This window comes from Micromonospora humi (assembly GCF_900090105.1).
In the GTDB taxonomy this organism is placed as follows: Bacteria; Actinomycetota; Actinomycetes; order Mycobacteriales; family Micromonosporaceae; genus Micromonospora; species Micromonospora humi.
Map to the genome: position 1 here is coordinate 117,632 of NZ_FMDM01000012.1, position 22,110 is coordinate 139,741.

19 protein-coding genes are annotated in these 22,110 nt (G+C 73.4%); 11 read left to right on the forward strand and 8 right to left on the reverse strand.

What is annotated here, in order from left to right:
• Nucleotides 1-13: 13 nt before the first annotated feature.
• On the reverse strand, nucleotides 14-3,286 hold the full coding sequence (locus GA0070213_RS22220) for an ATP-binding protein (RefSeq protein WP_091068013.1): 3,273 nt from the start codon (nucleotides 3,284-3,286) through the stop codon (nucleotides 14-16).
• Nucleotides 3,287-3,428: 142 nt separating this feature from the next.
• On the opposite strand from GA0070213_RS22220, the gene GA0070213_RS22225 reads away from it, so the two are divergent.
• The 4 genes from GA0070213_RS22225 to GA0070213_RS22240 all read left to right on the forward strand — a co-directional run bounded on the left by GA0070213_RS22225 (nucleotide 3,429) and on the right by GA0070213_RS22240 (nucleotide 7,648).
• Nucleotides 3,429-4,967: an MFS transporter gene (locus GA0070213_RS22225; protein ID WP_091068015.1), complete on the forward strand. Its 1,539-nt coding sequence runs from the start codon at nucleotides 3,429-3,431 to the stop codon at nucleotides 4,965-4,967.
• 35 nt (nucleotides 4,968-5,002) lie between these two features.
• Nucleotides 5,003-5,914, forward strand: a complete 912-nt coding sequence (locus GA0070213_RS22230; RefSeq protein WP_091068018.1) for an NADP-dependent oxidoreductase — start codon at nucleotides 5,003-5,005, stop codon at nucleotides 5,912-5,914.
• Nucleotides 5,915-5,992: 78 nt separating this feature from the next.
• Nucleotides 5,993-6,730 carry an SDR family oxidoreductase gene (locus tag GA0070213_RS22235; RefSeq protein ID WP_091068022.1) on the forward strand — a complete coding sequence of 246 codons (738 nt, stop codon included), beginning with the start codon at nucleotides 5,993-5,995 and terminating at the stop codon, nucleotides 6,728-6,730.
• A 30-nt stretch (nucleotides 6,731-6,760) separates the two neighbouring features.
• Complete coding sequence (locus GA0070213_RS22240; RefSeq protein ID WP_091068026.1) at nucleotides 6,761-7,648, forward strand: SDR family oxidoreductase; 888 nt, start codon at nucleotides 6,761-6,763, stop codon at nucleotides 7,646-7,648.
• Between the two features lie 69 nt (nucleotides 7,649-7,717).
• Here GA0070213_RS22240 and GA0070213_RS22245 read toward each other — a convergent pair whose 3' ends face one another.
• Nucleotides 7,718-8,461, reverse strand: coding sequence for an alpha/beta fold hydrolase (locus GA0070213_RS22245; protein ID WP_091068029.1), 744 nt, complete (start codon nucleotides 8,459-8,461; stop codon nucleotides 7,718-7,720).
• Between the two features lie 58 nt (nucleotides 8,462-8,519).
• On the opposite strand from GA0070213_RS22245, the gene GA0070213_RS22250 reads away from it, so the two are divergent.
• A complete protein-coding gene (locus tag GA0070213_RS22250) occupies nucleotides 8,520-9,509 on the forward strand; it encodes a helix-turn-helix transcriptional regulator (protein WP_091068033.1) in 990 nt (329 codons plus the stop codon).
• On the opposite strand, the gene GA0070213_RS22255 is transcribed toward GA0070213_RS22250, so the two are convergent.
• Nucleotides 9,481-10,086, reverse strand: a complete 606-nt coding sequence (locus tag GA0070213_RS22255) for a TetR/AcrR family transcriptional regulator (RefSeq protein ID WP_091068038.1) — start codon at nucleotides 10,084-10,086, stop codon at nucleotides 9,481-9,483. The genes GA0070213_RS22250 and GA0070213_RS22255 overlap by 29 nt on opposite strands.
• Nucleotides 10,087-10,156: 70 nt before the next feature.
• On the opposite strand from GA0070213_RS22255, the gene GA0070213_RS22260 reads away from it, so the two are divergent.
• Entirely contained in the window at nucleotides 10,157-11,425 is a 1,269-nt protein-coding gene (locus GA0070213_RS22260; RefSeq protein WP_091068042.1) for an FAD-binding oxidoreductase, read from the forward strand.
• Complete coding sequence (locus tag GA0070213_RS22265; RefSeq protein ID WP_091068046.1) at nucleotides 11,422-12,192, forward strand: MerR family transcriptional regulator; 771 nt, start codon at nucleotides 11,422-11,424, stop codon at nucleotides 12,190-12,192. The genes GA0070213_RS22260 and GA0070213_RS22265 overlap by 4 nt, the downstream gene beginning before the upstream one ends.
• Before the next feature lie 91 nt (nucleotides 12,193-12,283).
• On the opposite strand, the gene GA0070213_RS22270 is transcribed toward GA0070213_RS22265, so the two are convergent.
• From GA0070213_RS22270 to GA0070213_RS22280, 3 genes are all read right to left on the reverse strand, one after another.
• Nucleotides 12,284-12,607, reverse strand: a complete 324-nt coding sequence (locus tag GA0070213_RS22270; protein ID WP_091068050.1) for a hypothetical protein — start codon at nucleotides 12,605-12,607, stop codon at nucleotides 12,284-12,286.
• Nucleotides 12,608-12,639: 32 nt separating this feature from the next.
• Nucleotides 12,640-13,278: a DUF3159 domain-containing protein gene (locus tag GA0070213_RS22275; protein WP_245716505.1), complete on the reverse strand. Its 639-nt coding sequence runs from the start codon at nucleotides 13,276-13,278 to the stop codon at nucleotides 12,640-12,642.
• A 258-nt stretch (nucleotides 13,279-13,536) separates the two neighbouring features.
• A complete protein-coding gene (locus tag GA0070213_RS22280) occupies nucleotides 13,537-15,033 on the reverse strand; it encodes an alpha/beta hydrolase (RefSeq protein ID WP_091068057.1) in 1,497 nt (498 codons plus the stop codon).
• Between the two features lie 205 nt (nucleotides 15,034-15,238).
• On the opposite strand from GA0070213_RS22280, the gene GA0070213_RS22285 reads away from it, so the two are divergent.
• From GA0070213_RS22285 to GA0070213_RS22295, 3 genes are all read left to right on the forward strand, one after another.
• The gene (locus GA0070213_RS22285) at nucleotides 15,239-16,861 is read left to right on the forward strand and encodes an alpha/beta hydrolase (protein WP_091068061.1); all 1,623 of its coding nucleotides are present in this window, start codon (nucleotides 15,239-15,241) and stop codon (nucleotides 16,859-16,861) included.
• 143 nt (nucleotides 16,862-17,004) lie between these two features.
• Nucleotides 17,005-17,913 carry a class A beta-lactamase gene (bla, locus tag GA0070213_RS22290; protein ID WP_425412857.1) on the forward strand — a complete coding sequence of 303 codons (909 nt, stop codon included), beginning with the start codon at nucleotides 17,005-17,007 and terminating at the stop codon, nucleotides 17,911-17,913.
• A 60-nt stretch (nucleotides 17,914-17,973) separates the two neighbouring features.
• Nucleotides 17,974-18,888, forward strand: a complete 915-nt coding sequence (locus tag GA0070213_RS22295; RefSeq protein ID WP_091068068.1) for a CPBP family intramembrane glutamic endopeptidase — start codon at nucleotides 17,974-17,976, stop codon at nucleotides 18,886-18,888.
• Here the strand turns inward: GA0070213_RS22295 and GA0070213_RS22300 are convergent.
• Both GA0070213_RS22300 and GA0070213_RS22305 read right to left on the reverse strand, forming a co-directional pair.
• The gene (locus GA0070213_RS22300; protein WP_091068071.1) at nucleotides 18,885-19,805 is read right to left on the reverse strand and encodes a serine hydrolase; all 921 of its coding nucleotides are present in this window, start codon (nucleotides 19,803-19,805) and stop codon (nucleotides 18,885-18,887) included. The two genes, GA0070213_RS22295 and GA0070213_RS22300, sit on opposite strands and share 4 nt — an antisense overlap.
• Nucleotides 19,802-20,716: a LysR family transcriptional regulator gene (locus tag GA0070213_RS22305; RefSeq protein WP_091068074.1), complete on the reverse strand. Its 915-nt coding sequence runs from the start codon at nucleotides 20,714-20,716 to the stop codon at nucleotides 19,802-19,804. The genes GA0070213_RS22300 and GA0070213_RS22305 overlap by 4 nt, the downstream gene beginning before the upstream one ends.
• A 127-nt stretch (nucleotides 20,717-20,843) precedes the next feature.
• Here GA0070213_RS22305 and GA0070213_RS22310 point away from each other — a divergent pair, with 127 nt between their 5' ends.
• On the forward strand, nucleotides 20,844-22,082 hold the full coding sequence (locus tag GA0070213_RS22310) for a phthiocerol/phthiodiolone dimycocerosyl transferase family protein (RefSeq protein WP_139128712.1): 1,239 nt from the start codon (nucleotides 20,844-20,846) through the stop codon (nucleotides 22,080-22,082).
• Nucleotides 22,083-22,110: the final 28 nt, after the last annotated feature.

Sequence of the window (22,110 nt, forward strand, 5' to 3'; positions counted from 1 at the left end):
GACCCGGCCCCGCTCACCGCCGGCCGGTCCCGGTAGCTCCGACCGGATGCGGACCGGTTCGGGCGGGGTCCACCTCGGTCGCGGCCGTTCTCCGGTCCAGCTGCCAACCCCGGCCGTACGCCTCGTCGAAGGGCGCCTCGCCGAGCGCGCCCCGGCTCCGGCGGGCGAGTTCGCGTACCCGCCCGTCGGTGCGGTCGTGCGTGCCGCGCAGTCGGGACGCGGCGCCGAGCAGGACGGCGGCCTCGTGGTGCCGTCCGTTCGCTGCGGCCAACGCGGCCGTCTCGACCGCCACCAGCGACAGCACGGGCAGATCCCTGCTGCTCAGGGCCGCCGCGTACGCCTGCTCCAGGGCCTGCCGCGCACCGGCCGGGTCGCCCAGCTCCAGGCGCAGTGCGGCCCGGGTCGCGCCGGCCACCGCCCGCACGTGGTGGTGGGGGAACGCGATGTCGGTGGGCTGCCCCCGCTCGGCGTTGTCGAGGAGTTCGCCGGCGCGGCTCGGGTCGCCGAGTCGCAACCAGAGGCCGGCTTCCCGAACAGCGACCAGGACCACCATCTCCGCCCCGGCGGCGCGCCGGGCTCGCTCCCGGGCTGAGTCGATCATGGCGGTGGCGAGGTCGGTCTCACCGCGTCGCAGGTGCAGGTCGGCCCAGCGCAGGTCGCGATAGACCTGGTCGCCCGGGCTGGACGAGCCGAACTCGTCGGCCAGCGACCGGGCCTCGCGCAGGTCGGCCAGCGCCCCGTCCAGGTCGCCGTCGTACTGTCGGATCTGGGCGCGCATCGGCAGCGCGGCGACTCGGCCCCAGCGGTCGCCGACCCGGCGGAAGCGGTCCAGGGCCGCCGCCACGTCCGCGCGCATCCCCTCCACGTCGCCCGCGTTCTCGGCGAACTCGGCCCGGAAGATGCCGGCCAGCCCGGCCAGCCATCCGTCGTCGCCGTCGGCTGCCCGTTCGACGAGCGCGAGCGCGGCCTCCTCCTGCCGGAACGCGAGCGGAAGCGCGGCGAGCGCCGCGAACAGACCCGGCAGTCGGGGGTACGCGAGCAGCCGCAGGGTCAGCTCCCGGGTCCGTGCCCGGTCGTCCGCCGACTCTCGCGCGGTCATTCCGGGCCGGGTGCCGACTCCCCGGTGGAACAGGTGGATCGCCGTGGCGCAGTCGCGTTCCGGGGTCCGTTCGCCGGCGGGCACCGCCAGCGCCTCGCCCAGCCAGTGGTCCGCGTCGGAGTGCCGGCCGGACAGCTGCCAGTACCAGGTCAGGTCGAGGGCGAGCGCGACCGCGGCGGAGGCGTCGCCGGCCGCGCAGAGCTGACGCAGGGCGGCGAGCGTGTTGTCGTACTCGGCGTTGAGCACCCGCACGGCGGTGAGCTGAGCGGCCCCGCGCAGCATCGGGTCGTACCGGGCCAGGAGCGCGGCGAAGTAGCCGGCGGCCAGGTCACGGGCGGTGTTAAGGTCGCCGCGCTCGGCCAGCCGCTCGGTGCCGTACTCGCGCAGCGTCTCCAGCATGCGGTAGCGACCCGGCTCGTTCGCGAGTTGGAGCAGCGACCGGTCGACCAGGGCGGCCAGCAGCTCCGGGATCTCCGCCGCGGGTACGGAGGTGGCCGCGCAGACCGCGGTGGCGGACGCCGGTGTGACGCCGCCGGGCAGGACCGAGACCCGTTCGGCGACGGTACGTTCGCGGTCGCCGAGCAGCTCCCAGCTCCAGGCGATCACCGCCCGCAGCGTGCGGTGCCGGGTCGAGGCGGTGCGGCTGCCGGTGCCGAGGAGTCGGAACCGGTCGGACAGCCCGTCGGCGAGTTCCGGCAGGGACAGCGTGCGCATCCGAGCGGCGGCCAGCTCCAGCGCGAGCGGCAGCCCGTCCAGCCCTCGGACCACCCGGCGGATGTCCGGCAGGGTCGTGTCGTCCACGGTGAAACCCGGTCGGACGGCCGCGGCGCGTTCGGCGAACAGGCGTACCGACGCCGTCCGCCGCGCCTCGTCGAGGCTGTCGTCGGGCTCGGGAAGTGCCAGCGGGCCGAGCGGCACCAGCGCCTCGCCGTCCACCGCGAGGGGCTCGCGGCTGGTCGCGAGCACGCGCAGCCCGGCGCACCGGGGCAGCAACGCCGCGAGCAGACGGGCGACGGCGTCGATCAGGTGCTCGCAGTTGTCCACCAGCAGCAGGCTCTCCTGACCGGCGAGCTGGTCCACGAGGACGTCCAGCTCGTGGCCCGCGCTGCGCGTCCGGGCCGCCGACGTGACGCCGCCGCGCCGCCCGGTGGCGGCGAGCAGGGCAGCTGCGACCTCGGCCGGATCGGTCAGCGCGGCGAGGTCGACCCACCGGACGCCGTCGCGGTACCCGTGGCGATGACGGTGGGCGTACTCGACGGCGAGGCGGGTCTTGCCGGCGCCGCCGGGGCCCAGCACGGTGACCAGACGTCCGGTGGCGAGCAGGGCGGCGATCCGGGCGAGATCGTCGTCGCGCCCGACGAAGCTGGTCAGCGGCGCGGGCGGCGTACCGGGCGTGCTCGGCGCGGGCGGCTCGGGCCGGGCGGTGTCGCCGGTCCGCTCGGCGCGCAGCAGGCGCAGGTGGCGCTCGCGCAGCGCCGAGCCCGGATCGGTGCCCAGGGCGTCCGCCAGGGCTTTCCGCACCCGCTCGTAGCAGGTGAGCGCCTCGGCCTGGCGGCCCTGGGCGACGAGCGCGTCCATCAGCAGCGCGGCCGCCCGCTCGTGGACCGGCTGCTCCGCGAGCAGGGCGGCCAGTCGGGCGGCGGCCGCGTCCGCGCGGCCCAGGGACAGCTCCGCGTCGGCCAGGCCGGTGACGGCGTCGAGCGAGGCGTGCGCCAGGCGGGCCGCGGCGGCCGGCGCCACCGCGGCGACGGCCGCGGGCTCGGTGCCGGGGCGGTCACCCCAGATCGCGACGGCCTCGCCCAGCACGGCCGCCGCGGCGAGCGGATCCCCGGCGTGCAGGTGCTCCCGGCCGGTGGCGGCGAGCAGTTCGAACCGCAGCGCGTCCACGCCGTCGGCGGTCACCTCGAGCCGGTACCCGCCGCCCGCCTGGGTGACGGCGCCGGACGAGCCGAGGGTACGTCGCAGCCGCGAGACGAGCGCCTGCAGCGCGTGAGCCGGGTCGGCGGGCAGGTCCTCGGCCCAGATCGCGTCGACCAACGTCTCCTGCCCGACCGCCCGCCCGCCGGCGAGCGCCAGCCGTACGAGCAGGCCCTGCGACCGCGCGCCCGGCACCGGCAGGACGACGTCACCACGGCGGACCCGCAGGGCGCCGAGCAGTTCGAGGCGAAGCCGCGCATCCCCGTCCACCCCACGATCGTCGCCCGCGCGCCTCGCGCCGCCAAATTCGGGGCCCGGGCCGCGTGAGCGGCGTGTGCGGGCCGTGTGAGCGGCCGGGGCCACTCTTGCGGTCCAGGGCCACTGACGGCCACCTCCGACATCGAGGGTCGAGATGAATTCTGACGCGGCAACCGAGGAAGCCAACCGGGCGGCGGGCCCGCGCCCGGTGCGGGGCGATGCCGCGGGCGGCGGGGAATCCGGTGGGCCGAACCGGTGGCTCGCGCTCGCCGTCCTGTGCGTCGCCCAGCTGATGGTCATCCTGGACTCCACCATCGTGAACATCGCGCTGCCGAGCGCGCAGCGCGACCTGGGGTTCTCCGACGGCGACCGGCAGTGGGTGGTGACCGGATACGCGCTGGCGTTCGGAAGCCTCCTGCTGCTGGGTGGACGGCTCTCGGACCTGTTCGGGCGGAAGCGACTGTTCGTCCTCGGTGTGCTGGGTTTCGCCGCGGCCTCGGCGGTCGGCGGCGCCGCCGGTGGCTTCCCGCTCCTGCTCGTCGCCCGGGTCGGTCAGGGGGCGTTCGGGGCGATGCTCGCGCCCGCCGCCCTGTCGCTGCTGTCGGTCACCTTCGCCCGGGACGCGAAGGAGCGCGGTCGTGCCTTCGGGGTCTTCGGCGCGGTCTCCGGCGCGGGCGGCGCTCTGGGGCTGCTGCTGGGTGGCGTCCTCACCCAGGACGCGTCGTGGCGGTGGTGTCTGTACGTGAACCTGGTCATCGCCGCGCTCGCCCTGGCCGGTGCGTCGATCTGGCTCCGCGGCGGCGACCGGCCCGAACGGGTACCGCTCGACGTCGCGGGCACGGTCACGGTGGCCCTCGGCCTGGTCGCGATCGTGTTCGGGCTCGGCAACGCGGAGTCGCAGGGCTGGACCGACGTCCGGACCCTCGGCGCGGTTCTCGCCGGAACGGTCCTCGTGGTCGTGTTCGTGCTGATCGAGCGCCGCGTCGCGCATCCGCTGCTGCCGCTGGGCGTCGTTCTGGACCGCACCAGGGGAGCCGCGTTCCTGTCGGTGGGGATCTCGGGGATCGGATCCTTCGCGATCTTCCTCTTCCTCACCTACTACCTCGTCGACACGCTGGGGTTCACGCCCCTGCAGACCGGCACGGCCTTCCTGCCGATGGTCGCCCTGCTGGTGGTGGGGGCGGTCCTCTCCGGGGCGATGCTCATGCCGCGTACCGGCCCGCGTCCGCTCGTCCCGGTGGGCTGCCTGCTCGCCGCCGCCGGGATGGTGCTGCTCACCGGGATCGGCACCGACTCCAGCTACGTCGGCGGTGTGCTGCCGGCGCTGCTCGTCATCGGATTCGGTTTCGGACTGATCTTTGGTCCGGCCCAGAACGCGGCCACCAGCGGAGTCGACTCCCGTCGGGCCGGCGTGGCCTCCGCGATGGTCAACACCACCCAACAGGTCGGTGGGTCGATCGGGACGGCCGTGTTCAGCTCGCTCGCGGCGACCGCGATCACCCGGTTCCTGACCTCGCACGCCGCGACCGCCGCGCAGCCGGCCACCCGCGCCGACGCCACCATCGCCGGCTACCACCTCGTGTTCTGGATCGCGGCCGCGGTGTTCCTGGCCGCTGCCGTACTGGCCGCCGCCCTGTTCCGCAGCGGCCCACTGCCGGTCGACCCGGATGCCGCGCCGGTCGCGGCCGGCTGAGCCGACCGGCCCCACGGAAAGTTGAGGAGAACATCATGAGAGCAGCACAGTTCCGCGAGTTCGGTGGCCCCGAGGTCCTGACGATCGTGGACCTGCCGGATCCGCACCCGGGCCCCGGCCAGGTCCGCATCGTCGTGCGCGCGGTCGGGATCAGCGCGACGGACACCAAGGTGCGTGCCGGCACGGTGAGCTTCGGTGCCGAGCTGCCGCAGACGACGGGACGCGACGTCGCCGGCGTGGTCGACGAGGTGGGCGAGGGCGTCACCGACGTGACCGTCGGCGACCGGGTCTTCGGCATCTCCGACGACGGCGCCGCCGCGGCCGAGCTGGCGTTGCTGACGTTCCGCGCGGTGATCCCCCGGTCGCTCGGCTTCGTCGACGCCGCCGGGCTGCCCGTCGCGCTGGAGACGGCGACGCGGGTCATCGACCAACTCGGCGTCACCGGCGGCACCACCCTGTTCGTCAACGGCGCGTCCGGTGGCATCGGCAGCACGGCCGTGCAGCTCGCCGTGGCCCGCGGCGCCCGGGTGATCGGCGCCGCCGGGGCCGCCAACCAGAACTACCTCAGGCTGCTCGGCGCACAGCCCGTCACCTACGGCGACGGCATGGTCGACCGGGTTCGGGCCCTCGCGCCGGAGGGCGTCGACGTCGCGTTCGACGTCGCGGGGAACGGGATCCTGCCCGAACTCGTCGGCCTGGCCGGCGACGCCCGGAACGTGGTGACGATCGCCGACGTCGAGGGCGCCAGGGAGCACGGTGTGCACTTCAGCAACGGCTTCGTCGACGGCCACGGCTTCCGCTCGCTCGCCGACGTCGGTGAGTTGATCGAGGCGGGTCGGTTCTGGCTCCCCGTCGACCGGACCTTCCCCCTCGAGCGGATCGCCGAGGCGCACCGCGCCAGCGAGAACGCCCACGTGCGGGGCAGGTTGGCGCTGGTGCTCGGCTGAGGGCGGGAACTCGACGTCCGTCCCGCCCGACCTTCCCGGCGGGAGCGACAACCGATCAACGAAACGAAGGGAGACGACATGGGTGACGAACAACCGCGGGTCGCGATCGTGACCGGCGGGTCGGGAGGCATCGGCCGGGCGGTCGTCGAGCGGCTCGCCGCCGACGGCATGTCCGTCGTCGTGCACTACGCCGGCAACGAGGAGCGTGCGACACAGACCGTGCGGTCGGTGACCGGCCAGGGCGGGTCCGCGGTCGCGGTGGCGGCGGACGTGGCCGAGCCGGCTCAGGTACGGGCGCTGTTCGACGAGGCGGAGCGGCGACTCGGTGGGGTGGACGTGGTGGTCAACACCGCGGGCATCATGCTGCTCGCCCCGCTGGCCGAACTCGACGTGGCGGACTTCGACCGGATGCACCGCACGAACGTCCGGGGCGCGTTCCTGGTCAGCCAGCAGGCGGCGGAACGCCTGCGACCAGGCGGCGCGCTGATCAACTTTTCGTCCAGCGTGGTGCGGCTGGCGCAGCCGACCTACGGCGCCTACGCGGCGACGAAGGGTGCGGTGGAGGCGATGACGCTGATCCTCGCCAGGGAACTGCGCGGCCGGGACGTCACCGTCAACGCCGTGGCCCCCGGTCCGACGGCCACCCCGTTGTTCCTCGACGGCAAGGACCAGCAGACGATCGACCACCTCGCGTCGCTGCCGCCGCTGCAACGGCTGGGCCGGCCGGACGACATCGCCGAGACCGTCGCCTTTCTCGCCGGGCCGGCGCGCTGGGTCAACGGTCAGGTCATCCACACCAACGGCGGGATCGTCTGACCGCCGACAACCCACGTGGGAAGGAGTGCCATGAACAAGATCGTGGTCATCACCGGAGCGTCGAGCGGCTTCGGCGCCATGGCGGCCCGGGAACTGGCGCACGCGGGCCACACCGTCTACGCGGGCATGCGGGACCTCCGGGGCAGGAACGCGGAGGCGGCAGCCGATCTCACCGCCCATGCCCGCCGGGAGGGGGTGGACGCCAGGGCGGTCGAGATGGACGTCGCGGACCAGGCCTCCGTCGACGCGGCGATCGAGCGGATCGTCGCGGAGAGCGGCCGTCTCGACGTGGTGGTGCACAACGCCGGGCACATGACGTTGGGTCCGGCGGAGGCGTTCACGGTCGAGCAGCTCGCGAGCGTGTACGACACCAACGTGCTCTCGACGCAGCGGGTGAACCGGGCGGCGTTGCCGCACCTGCGCCGGCAGCGGGACGGACTGCTGGTCTGGGTCGGTTCCAGCAGCGCCCGCGGCGGCACCCCGCCCTGGCTGGGGCCGTACTTCGCGGCGAAGGCGGCCGAGGACGCCCTGGCGGTGAGCATCGCCGCGGAGGTCACCCGGTTCGGGATCGACACCTCGATCATCGTGCCCGGCTCGTTCACCACCGGCACCAACCACTACGCGCACGCCGGGCGTCCGCAGGACGCCGCCGTGGCCGAGGAGTACGACGCGGTCTACGCCGGCGTGCGGGACGACCTGCTGCGGCGCCAGGCGGCCCTGTCGCCGCCGGACGCCGACCCGACCGAGGTGGCCCGGCAGCTCGCCCGGGTGGTCGACCTGCCGAAGGGCAGCCGGCCCTTCCGGGTCTACATCGACCCGGCGCAGGACGGCGCCGAGGAGATCTTCCGCATCGGCGACCGCGTCCGCCGCGACTTCTACCGCACCGTCGGCTACCCGGACCTGCTGACTCCGAGCTGAAAGACGGATCGGCGTACGCGCGGGGCGGTGCCCGGGCGACTCGGTGTGCGGTCGCCCGGGCGCCGCCGGTTACGTGGTCGTTCCGGCCCGGTGCAGGATCTGGGCCAGCTCGGCCGGTCGGCTGAGCATCGGCCAGTGCCACGTCGGCAGTTCCTCGTACCGCCACGAGTCGCCGGTCATGTGCCGGCACAGCGGCACGGTGGCGGCCATCTGGCGCGTCTGCTCGACGGTGAAGCTCGACAGCACACCGAGGCGCGGCAGCTTCTCCCACGCCCTGGTGAGCCGCACCGGGGTGGTGGCGGTCGCCCACGGTTGGGCAGTGGATCGCTCGGTGAGCAGCGCGACGACCGATTCGTCCACATCTGCCGCGGTCGCCGCCAGGTCGGCCCACGGCGGGGGCGGCAGCCGCCAGCCGTCGCCGTGTTCGGCCACCGCCGCCGCGTTGCGTTCGCGTTCCTGGGGCGGGTTGAAGTCGTCGTTCGCGGCCCCGTCGGGCAGGGGACCGGTGTCGACGAAGACCAGCTGGGCGATGCGGTCGGTCATGCGATCGGCGGCGGCGGTCGTCACCACCGCGCCGGCGTAGCTGTGCCCGACGAGGACCACGTCGTGCAGGTCCTCGTAGCGCAGCAGGTTGACCACGTCGGTGACGTGGACGTCGAGGTCGGTGTCCGGGCGGGCCAGGTGGGCACGCTCGCCCAGGCCGGTCAGGCTCAGCGGGTACACGTCATGGCCGTGCCCACGCAGGGCGTCGGCGACCGGACGCCAGGCCCACGCGCCGAGCCAGAACCCGGGAACCAGTACGAATGTCGTCATGCCTGGCACGCTACGATCAATACCGGACAGGTTCCGCCCGGATTGGGAGGTCGAAGAAGTGACCCGGCCCACCGCGCGTGTCCTGGCGTTGCTGGAGATCCTCCAGGCCGGTGGCGGCTTCACCGTCGCCGACCTGGCCGGGCGGCTGGGCGTCGACGAGCGCACGGTCCGCCGCTACGCCACGCACCTCGCCGACCTCGGCATCCCGGTCGAGGCCCGGCGCGGTCGCTACGGCGGGTACCGGCTCGCACCCGGATACAAGCTGCCGCCACTCATGCTCACCGACGAGGAGGCCGTCGCCGTCATGCTCGGGCTCGTCGCCGCCACCCGGGCAGGGCTGGTCACCGCCGAGGGCGCGGCCGCCGAGAGCGCGACCGCGAAGATCCGCCGGGTGCTGCCGGCCGTCCTCGCCCGGCGCATCGATGCGCTGCTGGACACCGTGGACTTCACCGCACCGGTCCGCAGGTCCGCCCCGCCGGGCATCGAGGTGCTGCTGGTGCTCGCCGACGCGGCCCGACACCAGCAACCGGTGAGCATCACCTACACCAGTTGGCGCGGCCGGTCCGGCGAGCGGCAGCTCGACCCGTACGGGCTGGTCTTCCACGCCGGCCGGTGGTACGTCACCGGACACGACCACCACCGCGGCGCCGTGCGGACGTTCCGGCTCGACCGGATCGGGACGGCCCGCCCCGGCCAGGGCAGGTTCGACATCCCGGCCGGCTTCGATCCCACCGGGCAGGTTCTCGCCGGGCTGGCCGCCGTGCCGTACGCGCACGACGTCTCCGTGGTGCTGCACACCAGCCTCGGGCAGGCGCGGCGACGGATCCCGCCGTCGGTCGGCACGCTCACCGAGGTCCCCAGCGGGGTGCGCCTCACCACCCGGGCCGAACGGCTCGACGGTGCGGCACAGCTGCTCGCCGGGCTCGGCTGGCCCTTCACGATCGACCGACCGGACGAACTCAAGGACGAGGTACGCGCCCTGGCCACCCGGCTGCTCACCGCCACCGAGCGGCCGGGCCTCAGCGCAACGCCGCGGACGCCTGAGTGATCAGCCACTCCTCCGACCGCTGGTAGGTCCAGCCGTTGTCGTCGAGCAGAGTGAAGTAGCCGGAGTATCCGAAGTAGAACCAGAGGATGTCGGTGGCCTCCGCGACGTCCATCCCGTCCCGGAGGCCGCCGACGTCGCGGAGCCGGACGGCGACGGCTTCCACGGCGTCGCGGTAGCGCTTCGTGGCCACCCGCAGGTCCGCGGCGACCTCGGGATGGTGCGGCGCGGTCGTCAAGGTCAGCCGCATGATGTCGCCGTACGTCTCGCGCATGGCCCGGACCGTGGCCGCCGTGTTCCGCAGGATCTCGTCCGGGTCGGTGAGGGTCTCCTGCCGGGAGAGGGTCTGCGCCACGATCGGCGCCTGGCTCCACCGGTCGACAAGCGTCCGGATCAGCCCCTGCTTGCCGCCGGTCACCGCGTACACCGTGGCCGGCGCCACGCGGGCCTCCGCGGCGATGTCCTCGATCTTCGTCGCGAAGTATCCGTTGCGGGCGAAGAGCGAGCGCGCCGCGTCGATGATGGCGGCGCGGGTGGCCGCGGCGTACTCGGCCCGGCGGTTCCTGGGCGGTTCGGTCATGGTCCGGTGAGCATAGCCTCCGTCATTCGCCAGAGTTGGTCTCCGGCGAATGGGTGGATACTCTGGCGACATGAGTGACAGGCTGACGTCAGGACCGCGGTACGAGGCAGCTCGGACGATCTGGAACGGCGCGGTGTCCCGCCGTCCACTCGCCGTTCTTCGATGCGCCGGCGCGGCCGACGTCCAGGCCGGGGTGCGGGCCGCCCGGGAGGACGGTCTCCCGCTGTCGGTGCGCGGCGGCGGGCACGACTGGGCCGGTCGGGCCCTCGTCGACGGGGGACTGACGCTGGATCTGAGCCCGATGCGGCAGGTGAGCGTCGACCCGGCCACCGCGGTCGCCACCGTGGCGGGCGGCGCCACCTCGGCCGACGTGGCCGCGGCCGCGCAGCGGGCCGGGCTGGTCGCGGTGACCGGGACGGCCGGTTCGGTCGGGATGGCCGGCCTGACGCTCGGCGGTGGTTACGGGCCGCTGAGCGGCCGGTTCGGCCTCGCCGCCGACAACCTGCTGTCGGCCGACGTGGTGCTCGCCGACGGCACGCTGGTCACCGTCGACGAAGAACACGATCCCGAGTTGCTCTGGGCGCTGCGCGGCGGTGGCGGCAACTTCGGCGTGGTCACCACGATGCGGATCCGGCTGCACGCGGTGCCGGCGATCCTGGCCGGGATGATCATGTTCCGGTTCGACGTCCTGCCGGACCTGGAGGAGTCGCTGCTGCGCGGGCCGGACGAGCTGACTGTGCAGGCCGGGTTCATCACCGCGCCGACCGGCGAGCCGGTGCTCTTCGCCGCGCCGACCTGGTGCGGGGATCCCGAGGTGGGGATGAAGGCGCTGCACCGGCTCACCGAACTCGGCGAGCCGCTGACGGCGCAGGTCGGTCCGACCACGATGCCCGACCAGCTCGCGCAGATCGACGCGATGTTCCCGGCGGGCCGCCACGTCGAGATCGGGGCACGTACGGTCACCGCACTCGACCCTGAGGTCCGGCAGATCCTGCTCGACGCCGCGAACGCCACGACCTCGCCGCTGTCGGCGATCTCGCTGCACAGCCTCCACGGGGCGGCCGCCCGCGTCCCCGCCGACGCCACCGCGTTCCGCAACCGGACGCCGCACCTCATGGTCGAGACCATCGCGGTCTGGGAACCGGGAGACCCCGCTGAGGATCAACACCGTGCCTGGGTACGGGGAACCGACAGGCTTCCGGGCGGCTATCCCAACCTGCTCGGGCCGGAGGACACCGCGCGTACCGCCGCCGCCTTCGGGCCGAACGGCGAGCGCCTGCTGGCCGCCAAGAAGCGGTACGACCCGGACCTCGTGTTCCACGCCCCGGGTGCGCTGTGAGCTGGAGCACCCGGGAGATCGCCCAACTCGCCGGCACGACGCTGCGAGCGGTACGTCACTACCACGACATCGGCCTGCTCGCGGAGCCAGAGCGGCGTAGCAACGGGTACAAGCAGTACGGGGTGGCGCACCTCGTCCGGATCCTGCGGATCAGGCGCCTGACGGAGTTGGGGTTCTCGCTGACGCAGATCGCGGCCATGCCGGACACCGACGACCAGCCCGTCGAGGCCCTGCGCACGCTCGACGCCGAACTCGCCGCCACCATCGAACGACTCCAACGGGCGCGCCTCGAACTCGGCGTCATCCTGCGGCAACCCACACCGGCGGAACTACCACCCGGCTTCGTCGCACCCGGTGTCGTGTCGACGATGCCGCCCGCCGATCGTTCGTTTCTCGTCGTGCTCACCCGGGTCCTCGGTGCCGAGACCATGCGGGCCTGGGCGGACATGCTGCGCAAGCCCGTCACCGACCCGGTCGCCGAGCGGTTCGACGCGCTACCCGAGGACGCCGACGAGCAGACCCGGGACTCGGTGGCCCGGGACCTGGCCCCCTTCGTGCGGGCGCTGTACGCGGAGAATCCCGGAGTCGGGATCACGAACGCCGGCACCCGGTACAGCGCGCGCTACGTCCAGCAGGCCGTGGGCAAGGCGTTGGCGGACCTCTACAACCCCGCGCAGCTGGACGTCCTGCGGCGCACCAACCGGCTGCTGTCCGAACCGGACGACCAGTCGACCGTGGCCCGCCCACCGAAGCGGGAGATCCGATGACGGCTCGCCCCGGGTGCTGCTGGATGGACCGACGCCTCCGCGTCCCGGTCACCGGCGAGGAACGGGGAGCGCGGCCCGGCGCAGCGCCGGCTCAGTTGTCGCCCGACGCCTGATCGTGCCGCCGGCCCGGGTCCAGGGCGAGGCGCTGCGAGATCCGAACGTACAACATGCCCATGCAGCCGCTGAGGGTCGCGATGACGATCGCCTTGGTGACCGGACTGCCCGTGGCGATGTCCGCCACGACGAGCAGGGACACCATGAACGCGGCCAAGCCGAGCGCGGCGTAGACCCTGTCCTGCGCCTTCTCCCACCGGCGCATGGTGCGGCTGCGCTGCCGGTCGACGCTGCGGGTCTCGATGAACAGTGCGATCAGCAGGACGGGAACCACCTGTACCGCACCCTCGTAGAGGATCACGTTCGTGCCTTTCCGGGTCGATGGTCGCGACGTCAGGTGACAGGTCGGGGCCCCGCGTCCGGTCGGCTGCCGGCCGCGATGAGGCGTCGGGTGCTGCGCCGGAAGCTCCACACGACGACCAGCGCGGCCAGCACGGTGAGTGGAGTGCCCATGACGATCCGGGCGAGGCCCAGCCCGCCGGTGCTGTCGGTCAGATAGAGCCACTGCTGGATCGCGAATCGCGAGCCGAACACCGACGCCGCGGCCAGGGTCGCCAGATCGTGTGCCGTGCGGACGGCCCCGTCGGATCGCCACGCGTGCGTTCCGCCGTGCAGGACGTTCCAGATGACGCCGGTCAGCGGGCGACGAGCCAGCACCGACCCGAACGTGACGACGAACCCGGCCAGCGAGGCCCAGATCCCGATCACGAAGAAGTCCCGCGCGGAGCCGGTCCAGGCGACGATGCCGGCGGCCACCGCCACGCCGAGCAGGCTGCCGACAGCGGAGACGAGGCGCTCGCCGCGCAGCAGCCGAACGATGAACAACACCAGCCCGGTCGCGACCGCGACACCGGCCGCCACCGCCAGCGGAAGGAACGTGTTCGCCGTGACGAACACGATCACCGGGACCGTCGAGTAGACGAACCCGGCGACGCCGCCCATCTGGTCCAGCACGGTGGTTCTGGCCGGCATCGCGTCTGGTTCCGCCTCGTTCCGCATCCGAGCAATTAGCGGGTGTGCCGTAGCGGCACACTCAAGCCCACACCGCATGGAGTGGCCGAACTCACGAGCGTTCGGCGGCGGGTCGGCACGTCGGGGCAGCCGCAGGATCGCGGCCAGTTCCTCGCGGATCCGTTGCTGGCGCTCGATGCTGGCGGCCGGTTCGGCGTCGAGGGCGCGGAACGTATGTCCCGCGCCCTCGACCGAGCTGCCACCGGGGCACAGTCGACGTCAGCCGCGTTGGCAGTTCCGGTCGCCGGCCGGCATCGCGCCGTCGACCAGGTACGACGTGGTGACGTTGAGCGCGCAGGCGTTGCCGCCGAGCACGTAGACGCCGTGTCCGCTCCCGTCGACGGTGACCAGCCGGGCGCGCTTGTCGAACTTCTCGCGCAGCAGCTTGCCACCGGCGAGCGGGGTGACCGGGTCGTGCCGGTTCTGCAGGATCAACACGTTGCGCCGTCCCTTGTCGTTCACCGCGACGGGCGGCTCGGACGGTTCGTGCGTCCAGTAGGCGCAGGGGAGGATATTGGCGCTGGCCGCGCCGAACAGCGGGAACCGCTTGCGGTCCTGCGCGACGGCCCGCCGGTAGGTGTCCACGTCCTCCGGCCACTCGACGTCGTTGCAGGTGACGGCGAGGAACACGGTGAGCGCGTTGTCCTGCGGGTTGGGTGCCGCTGCCGCCTTCGCCTGCGGTGCCCCACCGGGGTTCAGGTAGGTCTGCCAGAGCCGCGCGAGGTTGGCGTACTGGATCTCGTTGTAGAGGGAGCCGAAAGTGACCTGCCGAAAGAGGGGACCGGTCATCCCGTCGGGGGCGGGTTTCTCGTCGAGCCGTTCGGCGAGGGTGAGGTAGGTCCGGCGGACCTGCTGCGGCGTGCGGCCCAGGCCGTAGGACTCGTGCCGCTTCGCCGCCCACGCCGCGAAGTCGGGGAACGTCTGCTCCATGCCGAGCGCGAACCGGCGCAGTCCGGCACGGTCGAGGTGGGTGTCGCCGACGATGCTGTCCAGCACCACCCGATCGGTGGTGGCCGGGAACATCGAGGTGTACGCGGCGCCGAGTGCCGACCCGTAGGACGCCCCGTAGAAGCTGGCCTTCTCCTCGCCGAGCGCGGCGCGGATCCGGTCCAGGTCGCGGGCCATGTTCGCGGTGCTCAGGTGGCGCAGCCGTCCCTCGGTGTCGTGGGCCGCGCACCGGTCGGCGACGTCCTTGGCGATCTCCGCCTGCCGGGTGACGGCCGCGTCGTCGGGCGCGTACGGCGGGATGTTGGCCCAGTAGGCGTCGTCGGCGGTGAAGCCGCAGCTCACCGGCGACGAGTGGCCGACGCCCCGGGTGTCCATGCCGATCAGGTCGTAGGCGTCGGTGACGCCGGTCGGCAGTCCCTTCGAGACCAGGAAGGCCGGCTGGTCCAGGCCGGTGCCGCCCGGCCCGCCCGGGTTGAACATCAGCACGCCACGTCGCTTCTCCGGCTTCGTGCTGGCGATCCGCGACACCATGATCTCGATCTGGGTGCCGTCCGGGTCGTCGTAGTCCAACGGAACCGGCACCTTCGCGCACCGCACCGGCAGCTGCACCGTCGGCGGCACCACCACGTCCTTCGGGCACGCCGTCCACTGCGGACCCGCCGCGGACCTCGGCACCGCCGACTCCTCGGCCATCGCCGGAATCACCGTGACCAGGGCACCAGCCAACCCCAGCGTCCCCACCAGGGCCACACCACGTCTTCGCACCATCTTCTTCTCCCGTTCCGGCCCGCACTCGGCGGGCTCGCCCCCATCCGAACCCGTGCCCTCGCGGCACAGTCAAACGGGCGCCGGGTCTGCTGCGGATCTTTCTCGAGGACGGTCGGCAGGATCACACGCGCGCGGAGTTGAGTGTGCCGCTACGGCCGGGTGTCTCGTCGAGAACGCAAACATGTGGATCGAATCGGAGACTTCCATGACCTTGTTCGACCCGGGTCCGCCGGTGGACTCGTCCGCCCCGCCCGCTCCCCGGCGCGCCACCGCCCGGGTCGGCGCCGCTGCCGGGGCGGCCGCGGTGCTCGCGCTGGTCACGGCCTGCACCGGCACCCCGAACTCGGCGGAGTCCGAGCCGCAGCCGTCCGCCGCCGGGCTGGAGGTCTTCTACGGGCAGAAGCTGTCGTTCGGCTCGTGTGCGGGCTACGGCACCACGCCCGGGCAGCAGAAGCTCTACGTCGCCCCCTTCGAGTGCGCCCGGCTGACGGTGCCGCTGGACTACCGGAACCCGAAGGGCCGGACCATCCAGGTCGCGGTGCTCCGGCTCCCCGCCCAGGGCGACCCCGGGCAGCGCATCGGATCACTGGTGCTCAACCCGGGCGGCCCGGGCGGCTCGGGCCTGGCCCAGGCGACGAGCTTCAGCGCCGCGCACGCGAAGAGCCCGCTGCGGCAACGCTTCGACGTGGTCGGGTTCGATCCGCGCGGGGTCGGGTCGTCGACGCCCGCGATCAGCTGCTTCACCGACGCCGAACGCGATCGTGGCGAGGACCGGACGACGCTGCTGGCGTCGTCCGGGCAGTGGAGCGAGGAGGACACTCGCCGTCTGGCGGAGCGCTGCGCGAAGGGCTCCGGCGGGGCGGACGTCCTGGCCGCGGTCGGCACCCGCAACACCGCCCGCGACATGGACGTCCTGCGCTCGGCGCTGGGCGACGAGAAGTTGACCTACGCGGGACAGAGCTACGGCACCCGACTCGGCGCGGTCTACGCCGAGATGTTCGGCAGGAACGTACGGGCGCTGGTGCTGGACGGCGTGACGGACCCCACCCTGGAGAACCCGCAGCGGCGGCTCACCCAGCAGGCCGGCTTCCAGCAGAGCTTCGAGAAGCTGGTTGCCTCCTGCGTGCCCAGCAGGGACTGCCCGCTGGGCACCGACCCGGCCCGGGCCACGGAGGTCTTCCAGAAGCTGGTCCGGCCGCTGATCGACAAGCCCGTCCCGGCCGGCGAGGGGCGCACGCTGAACTTCAACCAGGCCACCGGCGGGGTCACCGCCGGCCTCTACTATCCCGAGGCCTGGCCCACGCTCATCAAGGGCCTCGCCCAGCTCAAGCAGGGCGACGGGACGCAGCTCCTGAAGGTCGGCGACGTGTTCGGCGGTCGGGACGCCTCCGGCGTGTGGGACAACTTCCTCGAGGCCAACCTCGCCGTCAACTGCAACGACGAGGTGCGCCGCACGCCCGAGGAGGAAGCCCGGCTGCGCGCCGACATCGCCCGGACCAGCCCGTTCGTCGCCACCGGCAGGAACGTCGACGGCGTCACCCGGGACCCGTGCGAGTCCTGGCCCGGCGAGCCGAGCCTCGGCATCCCCTACGCGCAGGACGTCGAGGGCCTGCCCGACACGCTGATCATCTCCGTCACCGGCGATCCGGCCACCCCGTACGCCGCCGGGAAGGTCCTGGCCGACGAGATCGGCGGCACGGTGCTCACCGTCGAGGGCGCGCGGCACACCGTCGCGCAGGAGCGGGTCAGCCCCTGCGTCGACGCCGCCTTCGTCGCCTACCTCATCGAGGTGAAGGTGCCCGCCGAAGACCGACACTGCCGACTCTGACCCCGCCCGCCGGCGGCGGCCATGCCGGATCGGCATGAACATCGCGACGTCTGTCTTCGACCGTTCGCGGGATCGCTGCCAGGGTCGAGTCATGTCCGTCCGGCGCCGTCCGGCGCCGGCCCGACGCATCACGAGGGAGAGCGATCATGATTCTTGTGGCACGCCGCCTGGTGGCCGCGGTGGCAGTGGCGTCCCTGGCCGCCTGCGGCCCCGCCGAGGCCGCCGGGCAGCCGACGCCCGACCGTGCGGTGCCGGCCATCTCGTCGTCCGCCCCCGACCGGGACCGCGAGTTCCGGCGGCTGGAGCAGGAGTTCGACGCGCGGCTGGGGGTGTACGCCGTCGACACCGGCACCGGCCGGACCATGGGCTACCGGGCCGACGAGCGGTTCGCGTACGCCTCGACGTTCAAGGCCCTCGCCGCCGCGGAGATCCTCGACGAGACCACCGACGCCGAGCTGGACAAGGTGGTGCGGTACTCGGCGGACGACCTGGTGACCTACTCGCCGATCACCGAGCAGCACGTCGACGAGGGCATGACGCTGCGCGCGATCGCCGACGCGGCCGTGCGGTACAGCGACAACACCGCCGGCAACCTGATGTTGCGCCGGCTCGGCGGGCCGCAGAAGTTCGAGAAGGAGCTGCGCGAGGTCGGGGACAAGGTCACCGACCCGGCGCGCTGGGAGACCGACCTCAACGAGGCCCGGCCGGGTGACCGGCGGGACACCAGCACGCCCCGGGCGCTGGCCGGGTCCCTGCGGGCGTACGCCGTCGGTGACGCCCTCGAACCGGCGGACCGCGACGTCCTCAACGGCTGGCTGCGGGGCAACACCACCGGTGCCGAGCTGATCCGCGCCGGCGTCCCCGATGGCTGGGTCGTCGGGGACAAGACCGGCTCCGGCGGGTACGGCACCCGCAACGACATCGCGGTGATCTGGCCGCCGGACCGCGCCCCGATCGTCCTCGCGGTGCTCTCCAGCCGCGACGAGAAGGACGCCGAATACGACAACGCCCTCATCGCCCGGGCGACCGAGGTCGCGCTCGCCGGATGGTGACGCCGGCCCGCTCCCTAGGGCGTGGCACCGCCGACCCGACGAAAGGTACGTGAATCTCCCATGAACGCCGCACGATCCGACGGAGCGCGGGAGCATCCGCCGCCTGCCGTCGATCCCTCCCGCCCGTTCGGCGCTCACCTGCGCATGGCCTGGTGGAAGCCGCTCGTGGTCCTCGCCCTGCCGCCGTTGGTGATGCTGGTCCTGCAGGTGCTGTCCTGGCAGCTCGTGGGCGTCATCGAGGGCAGCGACGACCCGATGTCCCCGACCATGACACCGTTGAAGTCCCTGGGTATCAACCTCAGCATCTTCACGGCGGGTGTCGTGGCGATCCTGCTGCTGGCCCGGATCGCCGGGGTGCCGTGGCGCAGCCTGATCAGCTCGCCCCGGGCCTTCGACGCCCACCGCCTGGGAACCTACCTGGCCGGGGCGGCGCTGCTGGTGGGTGTCGGGATCGGGGTGACCGCGCTGGTCGCGCGCGACTCGACGCCCTGGGTCGGCTTCGGTGTCAGCGGCACGACGATCGGCCTGCTGGTGGTCACCGTGCTGAGCACGCCGCTGCAGTCCGTCGGCGAGGAGCTGTGGTGGCGCAGCGCGGTGCTGCCGGCCACCGGCTCGTGGCTGCGTGCGGTCCGGCCGGCCCTGGCCGTCGGGCTCGTCGTCTCCAGCCTGGGCTTCGCCGTGCTCCACGGCTCGAACGACCCCTGGTTCTTCGGATACTTCGCCTTCATCGGCCTCTGCACCGGCCTGATGGCGATCATCAGCCGCGGCATCGAGGCGCCGGTCGCCTTCCACGTCGCCAACAACATCCTGTTCGGAATCGTCAACACGGTGCTGGCCGACGGCGCGCCCTACGCGATCGACCGGTCCACCGACACCGGTGACGCGTCGCTGCTGATCCTGGCGACCGTCAACGTCGCCATGGTGGCGCTGGTGTGGCTGCGCGAGCGGCGAGCCCGGGCCGCGAGCGCGGACTAGCCCCACCAGGGCAGGGTGCCCGTCCGCAGGTGGTCGTGCAGTGAGCGGGCGACCTGCGCCATCGTCGCCTCGCTGCCGGGTTGGGCGGCGGCGGGCACCCGGGAGGCGGTGAGCGCGGCCACCGCGTACGACTGCCCGTCGGCGTGCTCCACCACCCCCACCTCGTGGCGCAGGTGCAACAGCGTGCCGGTCTTCGACGACCAGCGGGACGCGTCCGAGGTGAAGTCCGGCGCCAGCCGCTGCCGGTGCAGGTTGTCGCCCATCAGGGCGCGTACCCGGGCGGCGGTGACCTGCTGGATCGTCGAGGGCCGCCAGAGGGCGTGCAGCAGGTCGACGAACGCCCGGGCCGACCCGGTGTTGGCGCGGGTGACGTCGAGTTGGGCGACCGGGTGGCCCTGCCCGGGGGTTTCCGCGCCGATGGCGAGGGAGTGGGCCAGGTGCGCGTCGTCGGGGTCGAGGCGTTCGACCGGTGTGTCGGAGAGGTCGCCGGCCCGATGCCGGACGGCGATGCCGTCGATCCGCAGTCGTCGCAGCTCGGCGGTGACGGCGGCCGGCGGGACGAGGTCGAACAGGGCGTCGGCGGCGACCGAGTCGCTGATGCAGGTGCTCAGGTAGAGCAGGTCGTCCACGGCGATCCGGGCGGGGTGGCGGAAGCGGCTCAGCCCGGTCGGGCCCGGCGTGGTGAGCCGGCCGGGCGCGACCTCGACCGGCCTCGTCGGGTCGAGTTCCCCGCGCGCGACCCGTTCTCCCACGGCGACCGCCAGCGGCACCTTCACCAGGGACGCCGACGGGTACGGGATGTCCGCGTCGAAGCCGATCTCCGCACCGGTGTCGAGGTCGCGGACCAGGAAGGCGCCGTGCAGTCCCGCCTCGTCGAGCAGGTCGCGCGCGTTGCGGACGACCGCGGTGGCGCTCATGCCGGCTCTCCTGACGAGGGGCCCACGGTCGGCCCCGGGTGGTCGGGCGCGCCCAGGCATCGCGCCACCTCGGCGTGCAGGACCGTGCCGAGCGGCTCGTGGTCCTCGCGTACGCCGGCGGCGAGGTCGTAGCCCCGCAGGAGGCGCGGGCCGGCGAGGGGGCACCAGTGCAGTCCGAACTCCTCGGCCTGCCGGCGGGAGCAGAGCAGCAGGTCGGGGGTGCCGAGGGCCGTCGCCGCGGCGTCGACCAGGGACACCGCGACGCTCACCTGGGCCGGTGCCAGGCCGGCCGACTGACCGGCCCGGGTCAGTGGGTCCCGCAGGTGCGCGACGTCGTCCTCCGGTTGGATCAGGACTCGCCGGCGTGCCTGCGTGCGCGCCCGGCCGCTGCGCAACGTCTCCAGGTACACCGTCGGCGCCGGAAACGGGGTCCGGGCGGCCAGCCCCAGCGGCACCCGCCAGGCCGCCGCCGCTTCCGGAACGGCCACGATCCCGGCACCGACCTCCAGGGTCCGGCAGAGCCGGACCCGCTCCGCCGGGCCGGCCGGCCGTACCTCCAGGTGGATCCGCTGCCGTCGGGCCGCGACGACCAGGGCGGCGAGGAGGTGCGGCGGACAGATCTCGGGTACGGCGAACCGCAACGGCCGCAACCGGGCCCGCTCGGCGTCGTCGACCATCGCGTCGGCGAGGTCGACCAGCCGCCGCGCCGACGGCAGCATGTCCTGCCCGAACGAGGTCAACCGGACCGCGCGGGACGACCTGTCGACCAACCGCCCCCCGAAATGTTCCTCCAGGGCGGCGACGCGGCGACTGGCGACCGACTGGGGGATGCCCGCGGCGGCGGCGCCGGAGGTGAAGCTGCCGTGGCCGCTGACCGCGACGAAGGCCCGGCAGGCGGCGACCACATCCACCCACCGAACCTATACCCGGGGCGGAGGGACGAAGGGGGTCGGCGGCACGGACGAGGATCACACGGACGTGGGCTTGAGTGTGCCGCTACGGCCGGGTGTGTCATCGACGGCGAACGTGTAGGACGACGTGAAGGACACCATGCGCCACTCCTCAGCACACCCGGTCGTGCGCCCGCTGGGCGCGTTCGAGCACCTCATCGACCTCTACATCAGCCGCAACCCGGTACAGTTCTCGCTCGCCGTCGAACTCGCCTCGCCCGTCTCGGCGTGGCAGCTGGAGCGCGCGCTCGTGCGGTTGCAGCAGACGCACCCGCTGCTCGCCGTCGGCATCGACCGCACCGGTGATCGCCCGACCTTCCGGGAGGCGACCGAACCGATCGAGGTGCGCCCGTTCCACGGGGGCGACTGGCGCGACGCGGCGGCGCTGGAGCAGACGCGCCCCGTCGATCCCGATCGGGGTCCGCTGGCGCGCGCGACGCTCGTGAGCGACGCGCCCGGTGCCGGAGGAACGGTCGTCCTGCTGACGTTCTCCCACCAGATCACCGACGGGCGCGGCGCGCTGCGCGCGGCACACGATCTCCTCGCGATCCTCGACGCGCGGACGCTCCCGTCCCGGCCGGTGCCCCTCGACCAGGAGAGCCTGCTCGCGCGGCTCCCAGAGTCGGAGCGGCCGGCCGATCACGACCCGGGCGCCGCGGCGGAGCCGACCGTGGCCGCCACGATCCGTCCGTTCGACGCCACGGCACCACGCATCGAGGTCGCCGAACTCGACCCCGCGACGACCGACCACCTTCGCACCGCCGCCCGCGCGCACGCGTCGACCGTCCAGGGGGTGCTCTGCGCCGCCGCCGCCCAGGCGCTCTCCGCGCGCACCGGGGCCGAGCGCGTCCGCATCAACGTTCCCATCGACCTCCGCTCCGCGCTGGGTCTCGAGGACGACGTCGTGAACCGCTTCACGGCGACGACCGTGGTGCTGCGGGCACCCGCGGACAGCGCGCTCTGGTCACTCGCGCAGGACGCGACGGCGCAACTGCGCGCGGCGCGCGACGCCGCGCGCGAGGCGGCGCTGATGCTGGCCTCGCTCGACCCCGCCGATGCCGTGGAGGCAGAGGCGGCGATGCTCGCGGCCACCACCGCCGATCTGGAGATCACCAATCTGGGGACGTCCGAGCCCGGCCCGTCGTCCGCGGTCGCGATCTGGGGACCGACGATGACGACGCAGGTCCGCGACGAGCGGATTCTCGGTGTCGTCACGCACGGCGGGGCGCTCCGGATGGTGTTGACGACGCACAGCGCCACGGAGGGTCTTCCCGCTGACATCGCCGGCCGCCTCACCCGACTGCGAGCGTCGGGAGCCGAGGGCTAGGCCGTCCGGCGGTTCTTCGCAGACAGGA